The 19247-nt window shown below is 51.8% G+C and carries 18 protein-coding genes and 1 pseudogene; 5 read left to right on the plus strand and 14 right to left on the minus strand.

Annotated elements, in window-relative coordinates; genetic code table 11:
- Positions 1–119: 119 nt before the first annotated feature.
- Both arsS and GBK04_RS14100 read right to left on the minus strand, forming a co-directional pair.
- On the minus strand, positions 120–1169 hold the full coding sequence (gene arsS / locus GBK04_RS14095) for an arsenosugar biosynthesis radical SAM (seleno)protein ArsS (RefSeq protein WP_152760688.1): 1050 nt from the start codon (positions 1167–1169) through the stop codon (positions 120–122).
- Positions 1170–1289: 120 nt separating this feature from the next.
- A complete protein-coding gene (locus GBK04_RS14100) occupies positions 1290–1622 on the minus strand; it encodes an arsenosugar biosynthesis-associated peroxidase-like protein (RefSeq protein ID WP_152760690.1) in 333 nt (110 codons plus the stop codon).
- A gap of 175 nt (positions 1623–1797) precedes the next feature.
- On the opposite strand from GBK04_RS14100, the gene GBK04_RS14105 reads away from it, so the two are divergent.
- Positions 1798–2742 carry a 1-acyl-sn-glycerol-3-phosphate acyltransferase gene (locus GBK04_RS14105; RefSeq protein WP_373330979.1) on the plus strand — a complete coding sequence of 315 codons (945 nt, stop codon included), beginning with the start codon at positions 1798–1800 and terminating at the stop codon, positions 2740–2742.
- Here the strand turns inward: GBK04_RS14105 and GBK04_RS14110 are convergent.
- From GBK04_RS14110 to GBK04_RS14120, 3 genes are all read right to left on the minus strand, one after another.
- Complete coding sequence (locus GBK04_RS14110) at positions 2739–3794, minus strand: VOC family protein (RefSeq protein WP_152760694.1); 1056 nt, start codon at positions 3792–3794, stop codon at positions 2739–2741. The genes GBK04_RS14105 and GBK04_RS14110 overlap by 4 nt on opposite strands.
- 89 nt (positions 3795–3883) lie before the next feature.
- Positions 3884–4294 carry a DUF6157 family protein gene (locus tag GBK04_RS14115; RefSeq protein WP_152760696.1) on the minus strand — a complete coding sequence of 137 codons (411 nt, stop codon included), beginning with the start codon at positions 4292–4294 and terminating at the stop codon, positions 3884–3886.
- A gap of 45 nt (positions 4295–4339) precedes the next feature.
- Entirely contained in the window at positions 4340–5116 is a 777-nt protein-coding gene (locus GBK04_RS14120) for a TIGR04283 family arsenosugar biosynthesis glycosyltransferase (RefSeq protein ID WP_373330980.1), read from the minus strand.
- 140 nt (positions 5117–5256) lie between these two features.
- On the opposite strand from GBK04_RS14120, the gene aroB reads away from it, so the two are divergent.
- Positions 5257–6294 (plus strand): 3-dehydroquinate synthase, encoded by a 1038-nt coding sequence (gene aroB, locus GBK04_RS14125; RefSeq protein WP_152760698.1) that lies wholly within the window; start codon positions 5257–5259, stop codon positions 6292–6294.
- A 109-nt stretch (positions 6295–6403) separates the two neighbouring features.
- Positions 6404–6976 (plus strand): DUF4136 domain-containing protein, encoded by a 573-nt coding sequence (locus GBK04_RS14130; RefSeq protein WP_152760700.1) that lies wholly within the window; start codon positions 6404–6406, stop codon positions 6974–6976.
- A 125-nt stretch (positions 6977–7101) separates the two neighbouring features.
- Here the strand turns inward: GBK04_RS14130 and GBK04_RS14135 are convergent, their stop codons facing one another.
- The 4 genes from GBK04_RS14135 to GBK04_RS14145 all read right to left on the minus strand — a co-directional run bounded on the left by GBK04_RS14135 (position 7102) and on the right by GBK04_RS14145 (position 13029).
- Positions 7102–7809 (minus strand): ATP-binding cassette domain-containing protein, encoded by a 708-nt coding sequence (locus GBK04_RS14135; RefSeq protein ID WP_152760702.1) that lies wholly within the window; start codon positions 7807–7809, stop codon positions 7102–7104.
- 8 nt (positions 7810–7817) lie between these two features.
- Entirely contained in the window at positions 7818–8936 is a 1119-nt protein-coding gene (locus tag GBK04_RS14140; RefSeq protein ID WP_152760704.1) for an acyltransferase family protein, read from the minus strand.
- Between the two features lie 761 nt (positions 8937–9697).
- The gene (locus GBK04_RS30645) at positions 9698–10675 is read right to left on the minus strand and encodes a beta-galactosidase small subunit (protein WP_373330981.1); all 978 of its coding nucleotides are present in this window, start codon (positions 10673–10675) and stop codon (positions 9698–9700) included.
- Entirely contained in the window at positions 10672–13029 is a 2358-nt protein-coding gene (locus GBK04_RS14145) for a glycoside hydrolase family 2 TIM barrel-domain containing protein (protein ID WP_373330982.1), read from the minus strand. Before GBK04_RS14145 ends, GBK04_RS30645 begins: the two co-directional genes overlap by 4 nt.
- Positions 13030–13276: 247 nt before the next feature.
- On the opposite strand from GBK04_RS14145, the gene GBK04_RS14150 reads away from it, so the two are divergent.
- Positions 13277–14065 carry a type III pantothenate kinase gene (locus tag GBK04_RS14150; protein ID WP_152760706.1) on the plus strand — a complete coding sequence of 263 codons (789 nt, stop codon included), beginning with the start codon at positions 13277–13279 and terminating at the stop codon, positions 14063–14065.
- Here GBK04_RS14150 and GBK04_RS14155 read toward each other — a convergent pair.
- Together GBK04_RS14155 and GBK04_RS14160 are read right to left on the minus strand one after the other, a co-directional pair.
- Complete coding sequence (locus tag GBK04_RS14155) at positions 14055–14453, minus strand: gamma-glutamylcyclotransferase family protein (RefSeq protein WP_152760708.1); 399 nt, start codon at positions 14451–14453, stop codon at positions 14055–14057. The genes GBK04_RS14150 and GBK04_RS14155 overlap by 11 nt on opposite strands.
- A 34-nt stretch (positions 14454–14487) precedes the next feature.
- Positions 14488–15081, minus strand: coding sequence for a DUF6992 family protein (locus tag GBK04_RS14160; protein ID WP_152760710.1), 594 nt, complete (start codon positions 15079–15081; stop codon positions 14488–14490).
- Between the two features lie 246 nt (positions 15082–15327).
- Here GBK04_RS14160 and GBK04_RS14165 point away from each other — a divergent pair.
- Positions 15328–16805, plus strand: a pseudogene (locus GBK04_RS14165) (TonB-dependent receptor).
- On the opposite strand, the gene GBK04_RS14170 reads toward GBK04_RS14165, so the two are convergent.
- From GBK04_RS14170 to GBK04_RS14180, 3 genes are all read right to left on the minus strand, one after another.
- Positions 16806–17714 (minus strand): DUF8428 domain-containing protein, encoded by a 909-nt coding sequence (locus GBK04_RS14170; RefSeq protein WP_152760712.1) that lies wholly within the window; start codon positions 17712–17714, stop codon positions 16806–16808.
- A 247-nt stretch (positions 17715–17961) separates the two neighbouring features.
- Positions 17962–18735 carry a TPM domain-containing protein gene (locus GBK04_RS14175; protein WP_152760714.1) on the minus strand — a complete coding sequence of 258 codons (774 nt, stop codon included), beginning with the start codon at positions 18733–18735 and terminating at the stop codon, positions 17962–17964.
- A 9-nt stretch (positions 18736–18744) separates the two neighbouring features.
- Positions 18745–19185 (minus strand): TPM domain-containing protein, encoded by a 441-nt coding sequence (locus GBK04_RS14180; protein WP_152760716.1) that lies wholly within the window; start codon positions 19183–19185, stop codon positions 18745–18747.
- Positions 19186–19247: the final 62 nt, after the last annotated feature.

Genomic DNA, 19247 nt, shown 5'->3' on the forward strand with positions numbered 1-19247 from the left:
TGTACCTAGGCTGCAAGAGTCCTGGTAGGATGAGCCGTAAAGGTACCCCATAGCGTAATACTAAAAATCCCCGAAAAAGATTCTTCCCGGGGATTACACCTTCAAAAATATCAGATCACTTACGCTGTCGCTCCGCCACAACTTGATCCCGCACCGGCGGTGCAGCCGTAGCAGTGCTGGTTGAGGACGATGTCGCGCTCGGCCAAAGCGCGGGCGTTAAAATCGCGGATGTGCTGGTGGGCGGGTGAGGCCACGGGCAGCTCGAGCATCTGGTTGAAGTCGCAGTCGAACAGGTACCCGTCCCAGCTGACCGAAATGGTGTTGCGGCACATGACGCCCTGCGCGGCGGCAGGGTTGAAAGAATTGACCAGTTTCTCCATGTACCCCTCGAAATTGCCCGACGAAATCAGGTAGTCGAGGTAGCGGCTGATGGGAATGTTGGTAATGGCGTACAAATCGTTGAACTCGATTTCGAATTCATCGCGCAGTACGCGCTTGAACTGACGCTTCAGACTCTCCTGGCTGCCGGGCAGGAAAGCCCCGGCCGGATTATAAACCAAGTTGAGTTTTAACCCGGTACCTTCCATGCCGTAGCCCACGGCGTTCAGCATTTTCAAGGCCCGCACCGAATCCTTAAACACACCCGTACCGCGCTGACGGTCGGTTTTGTCGGCATTGTAGAAAGGGAGCGAGCTCACTACCTCCACGCCGTGGTCGCGGTAGAACTCGGGTAGGTCGTGGTACTTGGGGTTGGCGACAATGATCGTCAGATTGCAGCGTACCATCACATGTCGTCCCAGGGCGTGGCATTGTTCCACAAACCAGCGGAAGTGCGGGTTCATTTCAGGCGCGCCGCCCGTCATGTCCACCGTCGGAATATCCGACTCGGCCAGGGCGCGCAGGCATTGCTCCATGGTTTCGCGGGTCATGATTTCCTTACGGTCGGGTCCGGCGTCTACGTGGCAGTGCTTGCATACCTGGTTGCACATATATCCCAGATTGACCTGAAAGATCTCGAGTTGGGTAGGCTTGAGCGGGAACAGGTTTGCTGTCGCCATTTTTTCCTGAAACAGCGGGAGGTTCAGTTTCTGACCGACACCTTCTTCGAGAATCTCGATTTGGGTAGCCGTATCCGAAAGCTGGTGATGTAGGGCGTGTAAGCTCTTCATTTGGCGGGGTTAATTGAAAATAGGATTTATACGACGTTCGGTTTTCGATCAGGTAAATTCAATCAGATGGTGTATGACCAGATGATCAAACGTCGAAAGTCAACGATCCGATGATCCTTTTCACATGGACAGTTCTTTCACTTTATTCATCATCTGCACGCCATGTACCAAGGAAGCACCGCTGCGAATGGCGGCAGCCACGTGCACGGCCTCCATCATTTCTTCTTCGGTACAGCCTTTTTCCAACGTGTCCACCGCGTAGGCATCGATGCAGTAGGGGCATTGTACGGTATGGGCTACGGCCAGAGCAATGAGCGATTTCTCGCGGGCGGTTAATGCCCCTTCCGCAAATACCTCACCGTAATAGGCAAAAAACTTATCGGCCAGTGGTTTCTGAAACTCAGCGATTTGGCCAAACTTTTTGAGGTCTTCGGGATCATAATAGGTTTTCATACAATACGGAGTTTTTAGAGTGATCGAAAAGGAGAGGACATTAAAATTGGCGTGAATCCTTTTTAAACATACGTTAAAAAACCGTAGTTTGGTTGCTTTATTTCAATATTAACCCTCATTTCGCTTGTTCTTCTATTTTTCCCGTTTCCTCGTACGGCTGGGCTTACCCCTTTTTTTGCGAAAACTTTGTGTAATTAACCTGGGTGCCGTCCCTGAGCGACAACCTGTGCTGCTGGCCTCCAATCATTCCGGCTCTTTTTTCGATGCCGTCGTGATTGGGGCAGTATTGTCACAGCCGATCTATACACTTACCCGGGGCGATGTGTTCCGCAAATCACAAGCGGCCTACTGGCTGCGGGCAATCAATCTGATTCCTGTTTTCCGGGGTTCGGAAGGGCGGGAGAATTTAAGAAAAATAGATGCGACCGTGGAGGAATGCTTTTCGGTAATGAAGCGCAACGGCACGGTGATCATTTTTTCGGAAGGCATCTGTGTGAACGAGTGGAATCTGCGTCCTCTGGGCAAAGGTACCGCCCGCATGGCCTACCAGGCCTGGTATGGCGACGACGCAGCACTGCATTCGATGGCTGTACTACCCACGGGCCTTACCTACGAGCATTTCCGGGGTACCAACAAGCGCGTGGTGCTGCATTTTGGCGACAAAATAGAATCCCGCCACATTCAGACCGATCCCGCTGAATACGAAAAATGGCTGCGCGAATTCAACGCGTTGCTCACCAAGCGGATGCGGCAAACCATCCTGGAGGTACCCCAAAAAGCTACCTCCGATGAATCGGCCCGTCAACTGGAAAAATATCTGACCGTCTGTCCACGCCCACGGGGAAATGCGTTGCTGCAGGGGCTGGGCGTAGTGGGCCGGGCTATTAACCGGCCGATTTATCGCTTTTACACCAAGAGAGTAGCCCAGAAAACCAGGGGAACCGTTTTCTATGATTCCGTGCTTTTTGGACTCCTGATGTATACCTACCCTATACTGATTGGTCTGCTGGCGCTGATAGTGGGAGCTTTTACCAGCTGGATGGCCGGACTGGCCATTTTTGTCGGTTTTCCGCTGACTGCGCTGGCTGGCAACCGGTACAGAAACGACCATTCCCGCTAGTCGCGCACCCGGTTCAGGCTCATCATGCGCAGCATCCAGTTGGGCAGCGGATGCTGATGCTTGCGTTTTTGCAAATCAAGGTACCAGCCTATCTTTTTCAGGATAGGCAGCTTATGCGTTTCGACTAGTTCGATGAGTGTACCGTCGGGATCTTCCACATAGGCAAACCGCCCCGCCGCCGACTCCATACCAAACGAGCCGCCGCTGTCTACCGTGAAGGGGTACCCGTTACCCGAGAGCCGTTTCTTGAGGGCCGCCATGTCCAGCGTGTCGAAGCAAACATGAATGAAGCCGCAGTCGCCCCAGTAGCGATCGGCAAAGAGCTTGCGGGGTTCGCGGTCGAGTGCCTGTAGCAGTTCGACATGCAGATTCCCCAGAAGCTGGCTGAAAGCGCCGTGGGCACTTACCTTTTTGCGCAGTACCACCCGACGGAAGCGCTGGTTGGGTACCGAAGCCGGTATGTCTTCGAAGACATCCGTTTTATCATATACGATCTCGCAGGGGTCCATCAGGGTTTGATAAAAAGACAGCGACTGATCCATATCCGATACCCCCATCACTACCCCGGCCACGCCGCCTATGGGATTGTCCGTACGGCCAAACCACGACGAATCTTCGGTAATCTGGAAGGCGTTGCCGTAGGGATCGATTCCCCAGAAACCCTGCCCATCAGGAAATTTTCCCAGAGGTTCCACGCGGGCGTTAGGCTGCTGCTGCATCCAGTGGTAGGCTTTAGTTACGTCCGGAGCCTTAAAACGGATGGCGTAGATGCCCAGATCGCCCGGCTCAGGCTGGAACGCACACGCCTGTGGGGTACGGCTGGTAAACTGCCATATTTCTAATCCCCCGCCACCCGCCATGTTGAGTGCCATGACGGCATGGCGACTCTGCACTTTACCGCCTGTGTAATCGATCATCAGTTTAGCCTCAGCCTGGTCGTTGAAAATGGGTACGTCGAAACCCATGACACGCCTGTACCACTGCCAGGCTTCCGAAACGTTGGACACGCCGACACCTACTTGCTGAACGGCTGAAATAAGGGGAAGGGTCATTTAATTGAAAGTTGAAATGTTAATAGTGGAGAGTTTACAGGTTTAAGGAAGGACCCTACGCATACATTGGCAGAATAGGGTAGGGTACCTTATGTTCTTTGTGAGCGCATGGCTTTCACGTGCTTAAGGCTCGGGTCTTTTACCAGTATTTCATATTCCCTGGAGTCGACTGCAAAGAGGGCTATTTTGCCCTCGGAGTTGCTATGAACACCCCAGCCGTATCGTTTTGGCAAAGGCGAAGCCCGCAAGCAGGGTTGCCCCTTTGAAAAAAAATCGGACCGGGCTTCTTCTTTTTCACTTTCTGCCAGGTCATGTTTTTCAGCATAGACAGCAAAAAGAACTTCGTCGGAAGTAAATCGATAGGGGTTCCGGCCGATCATCTCAAATTGTCGTGTAGCTGATGTAGGCTTGTCACCTTTTGCCAAAGGTACCTCCGGCACTTCGGTTGGGCAGTCGTCGGCTACTTCAATGAACGTGTCGTAATAGTTGGTCGAATGCATCGTGTATCGTTCTCGGGGAATAGGATAATACCACAAAAAGTTTTTTCAAGTCGGTAACTTTGATACATCGGCTGGCTTGATGCCGTATTTATCTGTGTTGATCAGAGACTTATACGTATCGATGAGTTTCTGCTGGGGTGCACCCCGGAAATACATCCACATGACTACCGCATTGGCATAATTGACCCGCAGGTAAGAATTGTTCTCGTACTTGCGAGCCGACACGATGATATTTTTGGGAATGATTCTGAAACGGTACTTTTTCCGGGCCCGGATGATGAATTCGTAGTCTTCCATGACCCGGTGTTGCTCGCAATATCCGCCCAATTCCTCAAAAGCGGCTTTGGTAATGAACAGCGTCTGGTCGCCTCCCCGTGACCAGATGCGGTCGAACCGTTGAAAAAACGTATTCAGTTTCAGGATCATCCGCGGCGAATCGAACTGGTAGCGATAACAGCCAAGCGTATAACCTTCGTTCAGGGCTTGCCGGATATCCAGGACGTAGTCGGGATGGATGCGGACATCCGCATGCACAAAGTAGAGTACGTCGCCCCGGGCAATCCGTGCACCGGCGTTCATTTGAAAAGCCCGGCCCGGTTGTTCCGATACGATGACCCGTGCTCCGGCCTGCTCGGCCCGCTGTGCCGTTCGGTCCCGACTCGGCGCGTCGGCAACAATAATTTCCTCCAACTCCCTCCCACCGTACTTCTGTAGTTCATCAATCAAGCGGCCGATGTTTTCTTCTTCGTTGTAGGTAGGAATGATGACGCTGATACCCATACCTGACTCATTCACTTTCGTCCTGATCCTCAGTTTTTCCAAAAAATCAGAAAAACAATTCTACAAAATAAAACCCTAAAAGTACGCAAAAGTTGGGGAGTTGCCAGTAGTCCAACCGTCAACTTCAAGACAACCCTCGTATCTTTGACCCCTATCTTCCATTCTTTTTTTACGCTACATTCATGAACGATTCAGTACGTATCGCACCCATTGTCAGTACCTTAACGGAATTTTTGCAAGGAAGTGACTACTCCAAAATACTGGTTATAACCGACAGCAACACCAAAAAGTATTGCTACGATCGTCTGAAAGGCAACCTTCCGAAGCATTTTGTCGTAAGTGTACCCAAGGGCGAAGCGAACAAGACTCTGACTACTTGTGAGAAAATCTGGACCGCTATGACCCGGGCCGAACTGGACCGGCACGCGCTGGTGCTGAATATCGGGGGTGGTGTAGTAGGCGACATGGGTGGTTTCTGCGCAGCGGTGTACAAGCGTGGCATAGATTTTATTCAAGTGCCCACGACGCTGCTCTCTCAGGTGGATGCCAGTGTGGGTGGAAAGTTAGGTATCGATTTTCACGGGTTCAAGAATCATCTGGGGGTGTTTACGCAGCCCAAACGCGTGCTGATCGATCCAGTATTCCTGGAAACCCTACCCTGGCGTGAATTACGTTCGGGCTTTGCCGAAGTCGTGAAGCATTGCCTGATCGCCGATCTTGCCAAATGGGACGAGATTCGTACTAGAGATATGGACGAACAGGACTGGTCCGATCTGATTGCTCATTCCGTAGCAATCAAAAAGAAGATCGTTGCCCAGGACCCAACCGAGAAAGGGCTTCGTAAAATTCTGAATTTCGGCCATACCCTGGGCCATGCGGTGGAAACTCATTTTTTGGGTAAACCGCCGAAGCAGAGACTGCTGCATGGGGAGGCGATTGCGGTGGGCATGGTGATGGAAAGCTATCTGGCCTTTCGAAAAAAAATGATTGATCGTGAAACACTTGACCAGATAGAGGAGTTTGTATTTTCGGTTTTTGGTAAAGCCGACATCCAGCGCTCCGACATGGATGCCATAGTCTCCCTCACCCGTCAGGATAAAAAGAACCGCGATCGAGAAGTGCGTTTTTCGTTGCTAAAAGGTGCCGGAAATTGTGCATACGACATTGTAGTGTCTCCCAAAGCGATGCAGGGGGCTATCAGCTACTACATGGGCCTTTAAACCCCAGGGCAGGTTTTTGTAAATAGTGAGGGTAATGTGTTGACTATTACGGTTTAATAATCTATATTTCATGTTTTAATTGTTCATTCTGTAAATTTTAAGGAAACATATGGTAAAGTCTATTACACTCATTGCTGCTGTTTCGGTTACCTTGATCCTGGCAGGTTGCTCATTTGGTCGCAAAGTATTCGTGGAACACGATTATAGCTATGAGACCAATTTCAAGGATTACTCTACCTACACATTTCTGGAATGTGAACGGGATACCAATAACCTCTGTACGGAAATATACGAATCCATCCGGCGCCAGATGCAGGCCCGGGGATATAAACTGACTGCTGAAAAACCTACCCTATTGGTCAATTATGGTATTTTTTACGATAATCTACGCTATCAGGGCTACATGCAGCCGGTAATTAAAACGTGGGTAGATACCGAAAACGATGGTTTCCGCTACGAACCTATCAAGTACGCGCTCGACAAAGGTACCCTCATCGTATCGCTGATCGACGCCGAGAGTGATCAGGTGGTATGGCGTGGCTATGCCTCAGGCCTCTTCAATGCCGGGCAGGACAATCCCAACAACTACTACCGCAATGTAGTACGCCGTATCTTCGACCAGTACCCGCTGTTTGCCAAAGGCTACGATCCCCGCCGCTATACCGAAGAGATCGGACGATAGGTTGATAGTTTACGTTATCAGAAAATAGGTACCCTTTTTGACGCTCTTTACTTACTTACCATACTAAGAAAGCCCATTCTATATGAATGGGCTTTCTTAGTGAAAGGGCATTACTGTCAACTAAATCAAGCCGTAAGGACCCGAAAAATCTCTTCTAGCGATTCACCCCGCTGCCGCAGGGTAGTCAGCGGGCTATCCGCTACGATCTTGCCTTTACTAATGATAATGACGCGATCACAGAGTGCTTCTACCTCCTGCATGATGTGCGTAGAAAAAAGGACGGTTTTGTCCGCACCGGCGGTACGGATCAGACTGCGGATTTCGGTCAGTTGGTTCGGATCAAGTCCGGTGGTAGGTTCGTCGAGAATCAGCACGGCGGGATCGTGCAATAGCGCCTGAGCCAGGCCCACGCGCTGTCGGTACCCTTTGGAAAGCTGCCCGATTTTTTTGTGCTGTTCAACACTTAGCCCACATAACTCCACCATTTCATCCACGCGCGGTTTCAGGGTTTTGCCTTTCATTCCGTAGAGTTTGCCCACAAAAAGCAGAAATTCCCGTACGTACATGTCCAGATAAAGCGGATTGTGCTCCGGTAGGTAGCCGATGGCCCGGCGTGCCTGCATGGCGGAGTTGGCCAGGTCATGTCCGTTAACTACGGCACGTCCTTCGGTGGGCTTAAGGTAGCCCGTCAACAGTTTCATCGTAGTGGATTTGCCGGCACCGTTGGGACCCAGAAAGCCCACAATTTCGCCGGGACGCAATTCAAAACTCAGCGAGTCGATGGCTTTTTGGGAGCCGTATTGCTTGGTAAGTTGGGAAACCAGTATGGACATACAGGGGATTAAATACGCAAAAATAGTTTATTTCGGTACAGCAGGTACATGAATGCCCACTGCACGAGCACAAAAGCCACCGCGCCTCCCACGATGCGCACAGGCTCGGAGAAAAAGCTCAGCGCTCCCCCAAAGAGAGCCTCCGCCGTGAACTCAAAATCAATAAAATGGCCAATCAGATAAATGACAATGGAATTCATGCCGATGACTACAAAAAAGAACGTCCACCGCCGCCAGTTCAGTACATCCACGATGCCGTAGAAAAGGGCTAGCAACAGCAGACTCCAACCCCCGGCGCACAAAACGAATGAGCTGGTCCAGAGGTTTTTATTGATCGGAAACACCATATTCCACGCATAGGCGATTCCCAGGCTTACTACCCCTGCCAGAGCCAGGTAGAGTACCTTCCGAATTTGGGTAATGGCCGAAATATCCGAACGCAATAAATTTCCCGCAAAAATACCCATCAAAGCCGTAGCGATGGCTGGAATCGTAGACGCCAGCCCTTCGGGATCATGGATGGTTTTGTATAGGTGGCCCGGCATGAGCAGGCGATCCACGTAACTGGCCGGATTACACTCCATGGTCATATTGCCGGCCTCGCAGCCGGGTACGGGTACCAGCATCATAAAGGCCCAATAGCCCAGTAAGATACCTGCCAGCCACATAAATTGAGCACGGGGATTGAAGTAGAGGTAGATGATCTGGGCAAACATTCCGCCCAGTCCGATCCGCCCCAGCACGCTGCCATAGCGCATATTGGCCCATTCGGTACGGAAAATTCCGTTGTTATACAGTACACCCAGCGCCACCAGCAGCAAACCTCTTCGTACCACTTTACGCAATAACTCCGATCGGGGAATGCCTTTCGCCAGGCGGCTGCCAAGCGAGAAGGGCGTGGATACCCCCGCCAGAAACAGGAATAGGGGAAAAATCAAGTCATAGGCGCGGAAGCCGTTCCACTCTGGATGGGTAAGCTGGCCGGCGAGGGTTACCGCCCAGGCCCAACCCGTGGTTTTGGCCAGTAGATGGACGATGTCTTCACCACCCGAAATCCAGAACATATCAAAACCCCGAAGGGTATCTAGTGAAAGAAGACGGGAGGAAGGCGTAGAGGGTGTTGGCATAGGGCGGAGGAGGATAGAAAAGTGCCCTTAAATGTAAAAATAAAAGCGGTATACGCGTTCTATCCGGTGTTTTTTTCCTTGGAGGTATTTTTTCTAAAAAAATGTATTCGCAAAACAGCGGTGGTTTTTAAAGCAAAACCATCCTGTTTTTTGTTTAAACACTTCATCTTGTATTCTACCGAATCACCGATTTGATAAACCTTCCCTTTTTCTTTCCATTTACGCTCATTTTTGCCCTTAATGGCTTGAAATAAGGATTTTCCCGCTAAAAAAATATTTTCATAGATTTGCTGAAACCACCCTTATTGCTGGGTATTATTTTATTTTTCAAATAAATAATGCAAATCTATATGAAGGTTTTTCATACTTTTTTCACTAGCTTCTGCATGCTCGTTGTGGCAGGACTGGATGGTTGGGCTCAGGAGTCGTCGAGAGTAAAAGTAGATCCCGGGGTTTCCGTTCACAATTACAAGCACCCTAATAAAGCGAGGCTGGCGAAAAAAATGCAACCTACATCGACGGGCAGGCGCTCTAGCTCCCGCGTTGGAATCGTGAAACGTACATCGGCAAGCCCCATGCCAAGAAACTACCACTAAACACCCAAGTACGCCCCACGTTCGGGTTGGACGTTCTTCAGACGCTCCAGACCCAGACCTACCGTACTGAATCCGTTGACGCACCCCAGCCATTACAAAGTGAAGCAGGTACCTTAGGCGATAGATTAAATTGACTGGCTCATCGCTTAGTATGGTCGCTGACGATTAGCGGCGTTTGGTATAGGTTTTCTTTTTGACCGGGTACTTTACGGGTGCTTTTTTTGTAGCCGGCCTAGGCGCCGCTGTAGCTTCATCTTCTCCTTCTTCGGGCAACGTTTCTGTACCCACACCCGGACTCATCGCCTGGGCGATAATGGGCAGAGTGGTATGCACGAAGGTCGAGATATCGTCTGCGCGGTCAATGGGTTTGAGCCGAAAGGAGTAACTATAGGGCTGTGCTGGTAGCTGGTAGGCATCATGAACCCGGGGCGACCAGCTGTCATCGCCTCCCAGGCCCATCTGGGCCAGATCCAGATTGACTACCGTGACGGAATCTTTCGAAAGTTGTGTTCCGGGCTTTTTGGCAGCCAATAGTGCTTGGTCAGTATAATTATGCACACTGATGTTGAACACCGAATCGCTTATAGCCAACAAACCCAGTCCGTCGGCGTTGGTAACGGCCATCCAGCGGACATCGGTTTTATTCCCATTCTCCTGAGCCATGATGTAGGGGAAATGCTGCTCATCTACTGTACCCTCATAGACTCCTACTTTCGCGCTGCTCTTGCGGTCGGCATAGGTTTCGTAGGGACCGCGTCCGTACCACTGTACGTGGTCATATTGGGCGGGCATCTCGAATTTCAGACCGATTTTGGCCAATGGAGGCCAGGTACCACTGGGTGTGAAGGTATTTTGCAGATGGATGTCGCCCGTAGCGTATACCGTGTAGATGGAGCTCACCAGGAAGCCTCCCGTTTTTCCCTGTAAACTCTTCACCAGACTTACCTTATACACATGCGGGTTTATTTTCTCCACCCGCAAATCGGACCCCATCAGCTTCAGTGAATCCAGTCCGGCTTCGCGCCAGCGCGCGGCGTAGCTTTCTTTTCCCCCGCCTTCGTCATTGTCGGTGGGTACCCTGAAAAAATTGGCGTACAGGCCGCTCTCGAGCAATTCCTGGCCCTTGTATTTGAATGAAGTCATACGGGCCGTTTTCTTGTCGAAGCTAGCCGAGAAGTGCTGGCCAACCAGGGTGATACCCTTGCCCCGAACCAACGTGAGCCGCAGGGGGTGTTTTTAGCGTAGCTGATTGTCTCGGGCTGCGCCGTGGCAACCCGGATGGGTACCTGATTTCCGGCCACTTCGTAGCCGGCGGTGGCCCAAAGCGTCTTTTCTTTCAGTTGCAGGCTGAGGTTCAGGAAATATTCGGCGCCCGGCGGCGGGGTGGCCGGAATTTGGTAAGGAATAGACACCTCCTGGGTTTCGCCCGCTGCCGCAGTGAGATTGGCGAGGGTACCTTCCTGAATCGTCTTGCCATTCTCCTGCAACGTCCACACCAGTTTGAAAGGACTTAATGACTGAAAAGTATAGGCGTTACGCAGTTTGATCGGTTTTGGAGAGGAAGACAGGGTATCTGGCAGGTCGAACTTTACGTATTGGTACACCTGCTTCACTTCGTTAATTTCCGGCTGAGGCGTCCGGTCAGGATTCACCAGGCCATCGCCGGCGTTAGCTCCGTCGATGTAGTTGACATGGTTCCAGTAAGTACGGCCATCGGCTGTTTTCTGGGCCAACCCCTGATCCACCCAATCCCAGATGAAGCCACCCTGCATGGTAGGGTACCTTTCGATCACGTCCCAGTATTCCTGCAGATTTCCCAAGCTGTTGCCCATGCCGTGCGCGTATTCGCACACGATCAGCGGCCGTTCCGGGTCTTTCTTCACGAGTTCGATCATGCTTTCGGTCGTAGGGTACATGACCGAAATAATATCGAAACTGCTTAACGTCGTGGGGCCGTAGTTGGCGCGGCCTTCGTAGTGGATTGGGCGGGTGGGATCGGCCAGGCGGATGTAGTTGGCCATAGCGGTGAAGTTTGCCCCATTGCCCGACTCGTTGCCCAACGACCATACGATTACGGAGGGGTGATTCTTATCACGTTCTACCATCGCGCGGCCCCGCGCCAGGAAGGCGGTCTTCCATTCGGGCTTGTCGGCCAGGATAATTTTTTTGTACCATAATTCATGAGTTTCGATATTGGCCTCATCCATAACATAGAGTCCGTATTCATCGCAGAGGTCATACCATTCGGCTGCGTTGGGATAGTGTGAGGTACGCACGGCATTGATGTTGTGCTGTTTCATGAGCGTAATATCCCGGATCATGGTTTCGCGGCTGATGACCCGGCCCGTTTCGGGGTCGAACTCATGACGGTTGACGCCTTTGATCAAAATCGCTTTTCCATTTACCAGCAGCTGTCCGCCCGTAATTTTTATCTCCCGGAATCCCACGGGCTGACTGATGGCCTCCATCACTTGGCCATCAGGATTGACGATCTGCAAGGTCAGCTTGTAGAGGTAGGGCGTTTCGGCGCTCCATTTCTGGGGCGTCGGCACGGGTAGTTCTAGGCGGATGGGCAATTCGCCTGTCGGGTCCAGCATGCCGATGGTACGGGGGGCGGCAGGAATCACCACGGCACCGGCGGCATCATACAGGGTGGTGATGAGCTGGTAGCCGTATTGAGCCTGTTTGGTAAAATTCTTGGCATAAATACCTACCTTCAGGTTGGCATCCCGGTAGGAGTCGTCCAGGTCGGTCTGTACTACGAAATCGCTGATGTGCACCGGCGGTCTCGACAGTAGGTACACATCGCGGAAAATGCCCGACAGCCGCCAGAAATCCTGGTCTTCGAGATAACTGCCGTCCGACCAGTTGATTACCTGAACGGCCAGGGTGTTGGGGCCATTTTTCACCAAAGTCGAAATATCAAACTCGAAGGGTACCATGCCATCTTCGTGGTATCCCAAGGGCTGGCCGTTGAGCCATACCGAACAGGCCGACTGCACTCCGCCGAAATGCAGGAACAGCGGCTTTTGTTCCCAATCGGCCGGTACGGTGAAGGTGGTACGGTAAAGGCCCGTAGCATTAGTATCGGCAGTGATTTTGGGTGGTGTGGCCTCGAAGGGGTACCTTATATTGGAGAAAATCGGCGGGTCGTACGCCCGGCCTTCCCGGGCTCCCACGACCTGCCAGTTGGAAGGCACGGGAAGATTGTCCCAGGAATCGGTGGAGGTAGTTGGCTGAAAGAAATCAGGGGGTACCTTGGAAGGATGCGATACCCATTTGAATTTCCAGGTACCATTCAGGGATTTGACGAAAGCCGAATTACGGGCGGCAGCCAGGGCTTCCTGCTCGGAAGGGTAGGGGGTAAAACTGGCGCGGGGGCGCTCCGTATTTTTACTGATTATTTCCGGATTTTCCCAATCCGGCAAGGGTGCCTGCGCCCATAGGGCCGTTATTGAACCTAACAGTATTCCAACCGCACAAACCGATCTTTTCACAAAAAAACGCATAATTAAATTCAACAGTAAAGGACATAAGTAACAGATGAAGTGGGGTGTGGAAGGAGGAAAGTGGCAATTCGTACAAAGTAAGGAAAAAATCGGGAGCAATCGGGACTGCGTAACGGGCGAAATGCGATTTCTACCCCCTTGGGTGTAAACAGGTACCGGCCAAAATGAGCCCTGGACAACAATTTATTGCTATAAATCCTCTAATTTGTCGCCTTTAACTAAAAACTCCTGGAAAATGCTCCTAGCCGTTGATGCCGGAAACACCGATACCGTATTTGGACTTTTTGAGGACGACCGGCAACTGCACGTATGGCGGACGCGATCGCTGTCGCAGGAATCGGCGGGTTTTTACGAATCTTGGCTTCGGCTCCATTTTCTGGAAGCGGGAATCGCCCCTAACCATGTAAAAACAGTAGTACTGGGCAGCGTGGTACCTGACCTCACATCGGTGTTGCGTTCCATGCTGGCTTCACTTTTCGGCCCAAGTCCCTTAATAGTCGGCCCGGATGTGTATCCCGATCTACAGATTGCCATTGACCACCCACATGAGATCGGGGCCGATCTCATTGCCAATGCCGTCGCAGCTTATGCGCGCTATCCCCAAAATTGTGTCATCGTGGATTTTGGAACGGCCCTCACGTTTACGACGGTATCCTCAGCAGGACAAATTTTGGGCGTGGCAATTCTGCCGGGTTTGAAGACGGCAGTGAAGGCTTTGTTCACCGATACGGCTCAGCTGCCCGAGGTACCCCTCGAACTGCCCCGCTCCGCCATTGGCAAAAATACGGTGCACGCCATTCAGGCGGGTATTCTGCTGGGCTACGAGGGTTTGGTGAAATCCATGATCCGCCGCATCCGGGCCGAGCTGGAAGGTGACTGCATTGCCATAGCCACGGGTGGACTATCGTCCATCATCGATACGCTGGAGGGTGAATTTGTAGAAATAGACCGAAGTCTGACGCTCAACGGCTTGCGGCTGATCGGTGAGCGGGTAGGGCAGGTAGCTTCAAAAATCAAACCGTAAATCTTCCGTCTGGCAGGGGTGTTGCCTCAGCTAGCGACTGATTGTAGAGGTAGGTCCAGCACAAGAAAACGTCGCCACTCTCGGTCTGAACGGGTACCTGACGCCGAAGGTACAGGCTCTCGGATTCGATCTCTTTCACATCTTCGTACTCATCCAATTCTCGAATGAGCTTTTGAAAATCAAGCAATTGATAGATTTCTCCGTGTACTTTCAGGGTACCCTTCGGCTCATAAAGAGCACCGGGGTACCAGCTTATACGGTATAATTTGCCAGAAAAAAATCCCTCCGCTATAAAGGCAGAATGGGCGCGTAGCCGGGCGGCGAAGGGATTGTCAAATCCCCGCATCAGGGTACCATAGACGAAGAGGTAGGGCGGTTGGGCTTCCATAATTAGCGAGTGGACGCTGACAGGATCAAAAGACTTAGAACTCTAGAACTACACCCACGGACTGACCCGTAAACTGCACATTTTTAAGAATTTCTGCCGCCTTTCGGTGGCTTTGGCGCAGTGCCAGGTAATTGGTTGCGTCAAAAAGTAGCAGGAATCCACCCTGCAACAAAACGGATTGCCCGAAGCCTTTGAAACGATCGTGTTTATCGGGTGTGTTCTTGGCCCGTTCGAGCAGGTACAGGCCGCCCATGAGGTAGGCTACATCCAGGCCGGCATTAAACAGCAGCGTTTTTTCCAGGGAATGCAGTTCGCCGATGCTTGCATCCAGGGTAGTGGGTAGGCTGTTCTTTTTGCGCAATGAACTGATGAGGCTGGGCGCGGCAATGCCCAGATTCACCACATTCCAATACACATTCATACGATTGAAGTATCGGGTACTGCCTTCGGTTCGGGCGGCGGCGATTCCGCCGTAGGCCAGATTGGCCACTGACCAGCCCGTCAACACCCACATGCCCGTGGTTTGCACTTTCAAACGGCCCTGGTTCAAGTCGGTAAGGGCATGGGATTGTGCCTGCGCGGCAAGAACCATCAGGGACAGGAAAAAGGTGTGCAGTACTTTTTTCATATAAGATTTGTAGTAGAGGTACCTGTTCGTCATACGCCTGATTAAATAGCGCTTAGGCTGTTACTTTCTGGCAGGTAGTCAGCGGTTATTTCCTAAAACTCCCAAACCCCGGTAAAAGTTGGAGCTGTCGGGTACTGGTGTGGTATTTTTCCAATGGGATGCACATTATCCGGTTTCAACTTCGTTTGATAGTGGTATTTTTTTTATATTTACCAACCTCCCAACGACCTAAACGCTATGTCTGGCATGCACGATAAAACCTTAGGTACCAAGCAAAAAGCCCTGCGACTCAACCTCGATCCCCGCGTGTACGGATCGTTTGCCGAGATCGGGGCCGGTCAGGAGACTGCGGCCATCTTTTTCAAAGCCGGGGGTGCGTCGGGTACGGTAGCCAAAACCATGTCGGCGTACGATATGACGTTCAGTGACGCCATCTATGGTACCGAGGAGAGCGGTCGCTACGTGTGCGAATCGCGACTGATTAAGATGCTGCAGAAGGAATACAGCCTGCTGGAAAAACGTCTTTCGGAACAGCGGGGCGAAACAAGTCAATTCTTTGCTTTTGCCAATACCGTAGTCGCTCTCAATTACCAGAAAACCAACGAGGCCCACGGCTGGATCGGGCTACGCTTTCAGCTCAAACCTAATGGACCCTACAATGAGGTAGTCATACACGTCAGGATGCTCGACGACGAGAATGTACTGCAGCAGCAGGCGCTGGGCGTCATCGGGGTCAACCTGATTTACGGGTGCTTTTATTACCCGATGTCCGCCGATACGCTGCTGCTTTCGCTCATGGACGACCTGAGCTCCGAGCGCATCCAGATTGACATGATCCGGTTCAGTGGCCCCGATTTCATGGAGGTTGATAATCGCATTATGAGCCTTCATCTGGTAAAGAATGGCTTCACCAACGCGGCATTGTTTGGAGCCGATGGGGGGTACTTCAACCCTCCGAAACTTTTTATAAAAAGCATATCCTGCTGATGCGTGGCCGCATGCGTCCGGTGACAAATGTACACATAGATCTGATCAAGAACGGTACCCGGCAATTTCTGGCCGAACCCGACGTCGACCCGGACCGGGTACTGATGGTTTCAGAACTCACCCTGCGCAATCTGGTTTCTTCGTCCGAAGAGGAAATTGATGAAAAGGATTTTCTCGACCGCGTGGATATTTTATGTTCGCTGGGCCATATGGTGATGATTTCCAACTACCGCGAGTACTTCCACCTGGTGGCCTACCTGTCGGAACTCACCCGCCTGAAAATCGGTCTGCTGCTCGGAATTCCGAGTTTGCAAGATATTTTCGACGAAACGCATTATACGTACCTGCGCGGGGGAATTCTGGAATCATTCGCTACACTGTTCAGCCGGAAGGTGAAGCTGATGATATACCCTACCCTCCGAGCCGATGAAACGATCTACACCTGCGCCAATTTTCAGGTACCTGACAACCTCAAGCCTCTGTACCAGTATCTGGTGATTAACGACAAGATCGAGGATATCCGCGACTACAACGTGGAGCACATGCGCTGGACCACCGACCAGGTGCTGGCGATGGTAAAAAGCGGCGATCCCGCCTGGGAGGACCACGTACCCGAAGGTGTGGCCGACATCATCAAAGACAAGTGTTTGTTTGGATTTCCGTGTGTCGTGTACGACGCCAAGCACGCTGCCCGGCAAGTGGTAGGTGAAGGCGCTACCAGCCCCCAGCCGCACTGATTACTTCACCGAGAAGGTACCTGTCCCGATCTTCTGTCCTTCGGCGTATAGCTCTACGGTATAGGTACCCTTCTGGAATTCCTGGGTGCGGTTGTAGAGGATGCTCACCTCCTGATCGCTGTTGGAGTAATATACATCCTTACTTAGGGTGTAGGTTTGTTCGCTACCGGCGTATTGAAATACGCCCGAGCCCAGGCTGGCATCTGCCAGGGTAGCGCCCTGCGGGTCCAGAATTTTTAAATAAATGCGCTTGGTTTCCTGGGCAGTCAGAGGGTTTTTTTCAAGCGAAAACTCCACCCGGATATTATCCACGCGCCGGGCTTTTATGCCTTCCCCTTCCCGCACGCGACCTTTAGCCGAAATGGCATACACCTTCACGCCGCGTGCCCGCATGGCAGAGGCCATGTTGACCTTGGCTTCCAAGTCGGTCGCTTTCGAAAGGACATCCGTTAGTGAATCGGTGAGCAATTCCTTTTCTTCCAGCAGCGAAGTATTGACTACTGTCAGGGTTTCGTTTCGGTTCGATAGGGTTTTGTTTTCACCACTGAGCCGGGCTATTTCACTGTCTTTTTTGGTAAGGAAAGTCTCGTACTCGTTGATGCGGGCAGTCAGGAAATTGTTTCCCCTACGGAGGGCCGAGCGGTCGGCTTCCAGTTGAGCTTTTATTTTTTCAAGTTCGGTTACGCTACCTCCTAACTTACGTACCTGGGCGATGCGCAGATCCAGCTGCTTGGAGATGGAATCCAGCTTCATTTCGCTGATGGCCAGATCCGTAATCCGGGTTTCCAGATCCTTTTCCTGCTGCGACGTAATAGCCCGTTCGTGGTAATACAGGTAACCGAATACGGCCGCTATCAGCGTCATCAACACAAACCCAATCAACAGACTGGCTGTGGTCCTATTTTCCATAGAAGGGTCATTTGGTAGATAAATGCACTTCTCCTTGTAACGTATAGTAAGCCGATCTCTTGCCCTAAGCTAGGGTTTCTTCGCGTAAGGTATAAACTAAAAAGGAAAAGGCGAAGAGCTGTGCGTGAGGATGACGCCTACCAAAACCAATCGGAACCTAAATTGGGCGGATTTGAGCCGGTTTAAAATCAAATTGCTGATAATCAAAGCGATAAGATGAGAGGTTTACTCTCATCCTCTACCTGAATCAATAACTGCCACCAGCGCCGCCCCCGCCGAAACTGCCTCCTCCGAAGCCGCCGAAACCACCGCCTCCGCCTCCTCCGCCGCCCCAGCTTCCAGAGGAGCTACCCCAGCCCGAGTGCGTGCTGTAGGGCCAGATGACCGGGCCACCCGTATTGCGGAAACGCCGTCCACCCCGGCCGCCACCACCCCCACGATTGCGCAGGATGATAAACAGGATGATCATGAACAGAATGATGGCAAATCCGAGAGGAAATCCCTCCCCATCCGACGACGAGGCGGGCTCGGCCTGGTATTCGCCTGCCGCCGCACGGATGATCGCATCCACGCCCCGGTCCAGGCCGCGGTAGTACATTTTGTTCTTGAACTCGGGGATGATTTCCTGCGATACGATGCGCTTGGCGATGGCATCCGGGATGGCCCCTTCCATGCCGTAGCCTGTGGCGATGAACACCTTGCGGTCATCGGGAGCCCACAGGAGCACGATTCCGTTGTTCTTATCTTTCTGTCCCACGCCCCACTCACGACCTAGCTTAAATGCGTAATCGGCCATGGGGTACTCGCCCACCGTGGGGATAATCACTACCGCGATTTGGGTGGAGGTAGAGTCATTATAGGCCACTAGCTTTTGTTCAAGCTCTGCCTCTTCGGTGGCATTGAGCTGATTGGCCAGATCGTTGACCAGTTTGGGTGGACTAGGGCGCGGCGGAATATCCTGGGCGGTCAGCGTCAGGGCAGAAAGCAGGAAAAAGACAAGGAAACGGCTGAATTTATTCATGGCTATGGGTTACCCGAATGAAACATCATCGGGCAGTTCATTGATGTCGTCCGACTGGTACGGAAAGTATTTCTTTAATTGCTGGCCCGCTTCCTCGATCCCTTCGCACAGACCCTCGGTAAATTCGTTGTTTTTGAAATGCGCCCGGAGCTTTTCTTTAGTACTTTCCCAGAAATCAGGAGGTACCTTTTCATAGATTCCTTTGTCGCCCAGCACGGCGAATTTCCGGTCAACATAGGCCAAGTACAGCAGTACTCCGTTCTGTTGCTGTGTGGTGTGCAGCCCCAGTTCGCCAAATACCGTTTTGGCGCGTTCCATCACGTCGGCATCCGGACAATGCTCTTCGATATGTACTTTGATTTCACCGGAGGTACGTTTCTCAGCTGCCTGAATGGCACTGACAATCCGTTTTTGTTCTTCTTTACCAAACAGAGGTGGAGTGGGGGACATGGCGAATTTCTGGGGATTAGGAAACAAAAGGCGCCACACCGCCGTAGCAGGCAGAATGACGC

Origin of the sequence: Salmonirosea aquatica, from assembly GCF_009296315.1 — a bacterium.
GTDB classification, from domain to species: Bacteria; Bacteroidota; Bacteroidia; order Cytophagales; family Spirosomataceae; genus Salmonirosea; species Salmonirosea aquatica.

Excerpts from the sequence above, each read along its gene's own strand:
- GBK04_RS14110 (WP_152760694.1), bottom strand. The coding sequence starts at position 3,794 with ATGACCCTTCCCCTTATTTCAGCCGTTCAGCAAGTAGGTGTCGGCGTG.
- GBK04_RS14135 (WP_152760702.1), bottom strand. The coding sequence starts at position 7,809 with ATGTCCATACTGGTTTCCCAACTTACCAAGCAATACGGCTCCCAAAAA.
- GBK04_RS14180 (WP_152760716.1), bottom strand. The coding sequence starts at position 19,185 with ATGTCCCCCACTCCACCTCTGTTTGGTAAAGAAGAACAAAAACGGATT.
- GBK04_RS30645 (WP_373330981.1), bottom strand. The coding sequence starts at position 10,675 with ATGACTTCATTCAAATACAAGGGCCAGGAATTGCTCGAGAGCGGCCTG.
- GBK04_RS14100 (WP_152760690.1), bottom strand. The coding sequence starts at position 1,622 with ATGAAAACCTATTATGATCCCGAAGACCTCAAAAAGTTTGGCCAAATC.
- GBK04_RS14175 (WP_152760714.1), bottom strand. The coding sequence starts at position 18,735 with ATGAATAAATTCAGCCGTTTCCTTGTCTTTTTCCTGCTTTCTGCCCTG.
- arsS (WP_152760688.1), bottom strand. The coding sequence starts at position 1,169 with ATGAAGAGCTTACACGCCCTACATCACCAGCTTTCGGATACGGCTACC.
- GBK04_RS14150 (WP_152760706.1), top strand. The coding sequence starts at position 13,277 with ATGCTCCTAGCCGTTGATGCCGGAAACACCGATACCGTATTTGGACTT.
- aroB (WP_152760698.1), top strand. The coding sequence starts at position 5,257 with ATGAACGATTCAGTACGTATCGCACCCATTGTCAGTACCTTAACGGAA.
- GBK04_RS14130 (WP_152760700.1), top strand. The coding sequence starts at position 6,404 with ATGGTAAAGTCTATTACACTCATTGCTGCTGTTTCGGTTACCTTGATC.
- GBK04_RS14160 (WP_152760710.1), bottom strand. The coding sequence starts at position 15,081 with ATGAAAAAAGTACTGCACACCTTTTTCCTGTCCCTGATGGTTCTTGCC.
- GBK04_RS14115 (WP_152760696.1), bottom strand. The coding sequence starts at position 4,294 with ATGCATTCGACCAACTATTACGACACGTTCATTGAAGTAGCCGACGAC.
- GBK04_RS14155 (WP_152760708.1), bottom strand. The coding sequence starts at position 14,453 with ATGGAAGCCCAACCGCCCTACCTCTTCGTCTATGGTACCCTGATGCGG.
- GBK04_RS14170 (WP_152760712.1), bottom strand. The coding sequence starts at position 17,714 with ATGGAAAATAGGACCACAGCCAGTCTGTTGATTGGGTTTGTGTTGATG.
- GBK04_RS14140 (WP_152760704.1), bottom strand. The coding sequence starts at position 8,936 with ATGCCAACACCCTCTACGCCTTCCTCCCGTCTTCTTTCACTAGATACC.